The organism is Rouxiella sp. Mn2063, assembly GCF_049319665.1.
GTDB lineage: Bacteria > Pseudomonadota > Gammaproteobacteria > Enterobacterales > Enterobacteriaceae > JBMOUD01.
Genome location: NZ_JBMOUD010000036.1, coordinates 1 through 2,939 on the forward strand (window position 1 = coordinate 1; position 2,939 = coordinate 2,939).

The 2,939-nt window shown below is 52.3% G+C and carries 1 rRNA gene; it reads left to right on the forward strand.

Going from position 1 to position 2,939, the window contains the following annotated elements:
• Positions 1-12: 12 nt before the first annotated feature.
• Positions 13-2,920: ribosomal RNA gene (locus tag ACL9RG_RS22665) — 23S ribosomal RNA — on the forward strand.
• Positions 2,921-2,939 lie beyond the last annotated feature (19 nt).

The following is a 2,939-nucleotide window of genomic DNA, read 5'->3' on the forward strand; positions in this document are numbered from 1 at the left end:
TTTGGGTTGTGAGGTTAAGCGACTAAGCGTACACGGTGGATGCCTAGGCAGTCAGAGGCGATGAAGGGCGTGCTAATCTGCGATAAGCGTCGGTAAGGTGATATGAACCGTTATACCCGACGATACCCGAATGGGGAAACCCAGTGTGATACGTCACACTATCATATGGTGAATACATAGCCATATGAGGCGAACCGGGGGAACTGAAACATCTAAGTACCCCGAGGAAAAGAAATCAACCGAGATTCCCCTAGTAGCGGCGAGCGAACGGGGAACAGCCCAGAACCTGAATCAGTTTGTGTGTTAGTGGAAGCGTCTGGAAGGTCGCACGGTACAGGGTGATAGTCCCGTACACAAAAGCGCATAAATTGTGAGTTCGATGAGTAGGGCGGGACACGTGACATCCTGTCTGAATATGGGGGGACCATCCTCCAAGGCTAAATACTCCTGACTGACCGATAGTGAACCAGTACCGTGAGGGAAAGGCGAAAAGAACCCCGGCGAGGGGAGTGAAATAGAACCTGAAACCGTGTACGTACAAGCAGTGGGAGCACCTTCGTGGTGTGACTGCGTACCTTTTGTATAATGGGTCAGCGACTTATATTTTGTAGCAAGGTTAACCGTATAGGGGAGCCGTAGGGAAACCGAGTCTTAACTGGGCGTCAAGTTGCAAGGTATAGACCCGAAACCCGGTGATCTAGCCATGGGCAGGTTGAAGGTTGGGTAACACTAACTGGAGGACCGAACCGACTAATGTTGAAAAATTAGCGGATGACTTGTGGCTGGGGGTGAAAGGCCAATCAAACCGGGAGATAGCTGGTTCTCCCCGAAAGCTATTTAGGTAGCGCCTCGTGAACTCATCTTCGGGGGTAGAGCACTGTTTCGACTAGGGGGCCATCCCGGCTTACCAACTCGATGCAAACTACGAATACCGAAGAATGTTATCACGGGAGACACACGGCGGGTGCTAACGTCCGTCGTGAAGAGGGAAACAACCCAGACCGCCAGCTAAGGTCCCAAAGTCATGGTTAAGTGGGAAACGATGTGGGAAGGCATAGACAGCCAGGATGTTGGCTTAGAAGCAGCCATCATTTAAAGAAAGCGTAATAGCTCACTGGTCGAGTCGGCCTGCGCGGAAGATGTAACGGGGCTAAACCATGCACCGAAGCTGCGGCAGCGACGCTTAGCGTTGTTGGGTAGGGGAGCGTTCTGTAAGCCGTTGAAGGTGAACTGTGAGGTTTGCTGGAGGTATCAGAAGTGCGAATGCTGACATAAGTAACGATAATGCGGGTGAAAAACCCGCACGCCGGAAGACCAAGGGTTCCTGTCCAACGTTAATCGGGGCAGGGTGAGTCGACCCCTAAGGCGAGGCTGAAAAGCGTAGTCGATGGGAAACAGGTTAATATTCCTGTACTTGGTGTTACTGCGAAGGGGGGACGGAGAAGGCTAGGTGAGCCGGGCGACGGTTGTCCCGGTTCAAGTGTGTAGGGGGTGTGACCAGGTAAATCCGGTTGCATATTCAACCCTGAGGCACGATAACGAGCCACTACGGTGGTGAAGTCACTAATGCCCTGCTTCCAGGAAAAGCCTCTAAGCATCAGGTAACATTAAATCGTACCCCAAACCGACACAGGTGGTCAGGTAGAGAATACTCAGGCGCTTGAGAGAACTCGGGTGAAGGAACTAGGCAAAATGGTGCCGTAACTTCGGGAGAAGGCACGCTGGCGCGTAGGTGAAGAGACTTGCTCTCGGAGCTGAAGCCAGTCGCAGATACCAGCTGGCTGCAACTGTTTAATAAAAACACAGCACTGTGCAAACACGAAAGTGGACGTATACGGTGTGACGCCTGCCCGGTGCTGGAAGGTTAATTGATGGGGTTATCCGCAAGGAGAAGCTCTTGATCGAAGCCCCAGTAAACGGCGGCCGTAACTATAACGGTCCTAAGGTAGCGAAATTCCTTGTCGGGTAAGTTCCGACCTGCACGAATGGCGTAATGATGGCCAGGCTGTCTCCACCCGAGACTCAGTGAAATTGAACTCGCTGTGAAGATGCAGTGTACCCGCGGCAAGACGGAAAGACCCCGTGAACCTTTACTATAGCTTGACACTGAACATTGAGCCTTGATGTGTAGGATAGGTGGGAGGCTTTGAAGCGTGGACGCCAGTCTGCGTGGAGCCAACCTTGAAATACCACCCTTTAATGTTTGATGTTCTAACTCGGCCCCATAATCTGGGGTGAGGACAGTGTCTGGTGGGTAGTTTGACTGGGGCGGTCTCCTCCTAAAGAGTAACGGAGGAGCACGAAGGTTAGCTAATCACGGTCGGACATCGTGAGGTTAGTGCAATGGCATAAGCTAGCTTGACTGCGAGAGTGACGGCTCGAGCAGGTACGAAAGTAGGTCATAGTGATCCGGTGGTTCTGAATGGAAGGGCCATCGCTCAACGGATAAAAGGTACTCCGGGGATAACAGGCTGATACCGCCCAAGAGTTCATATCGACGGCGGTGTTTGGCACCTCGATGTCGGCTCATCACATCCTGGGGCTGAAGTAGGTCCCAAGGGTACGGCTGTTCGCCGTTTAAAGTGGTACGCGAGCTGGGTTTAGAACGTCGTGAGACAGTTCGGTCCCTATCTGCCGTGGGCGTTGGAAGATTGAGAGGGGCTGCTCCTAGTACGAGAGGACCGGAGTGGACGCATCACTGGTGTTCGGGTTGTCATGCCAATGGCACTGCCCGGTAGCTAAATGCGGAAAAGATAAGCGCTGAAAGCATCTAAGCGCGAAACTTGCCTCGAGATGAGTCTTCCCTGTGGCTTTAAGCCACCTGAAGGAACGTTTAAGACTAAGACGTTGATAGGCTGGGTGTGTAAGTGCAGCGATGCATTGAGCTAACCAGTACTAATGATCCGTGAGGCTTAACCTTACAACACCAAAGGTGTTTT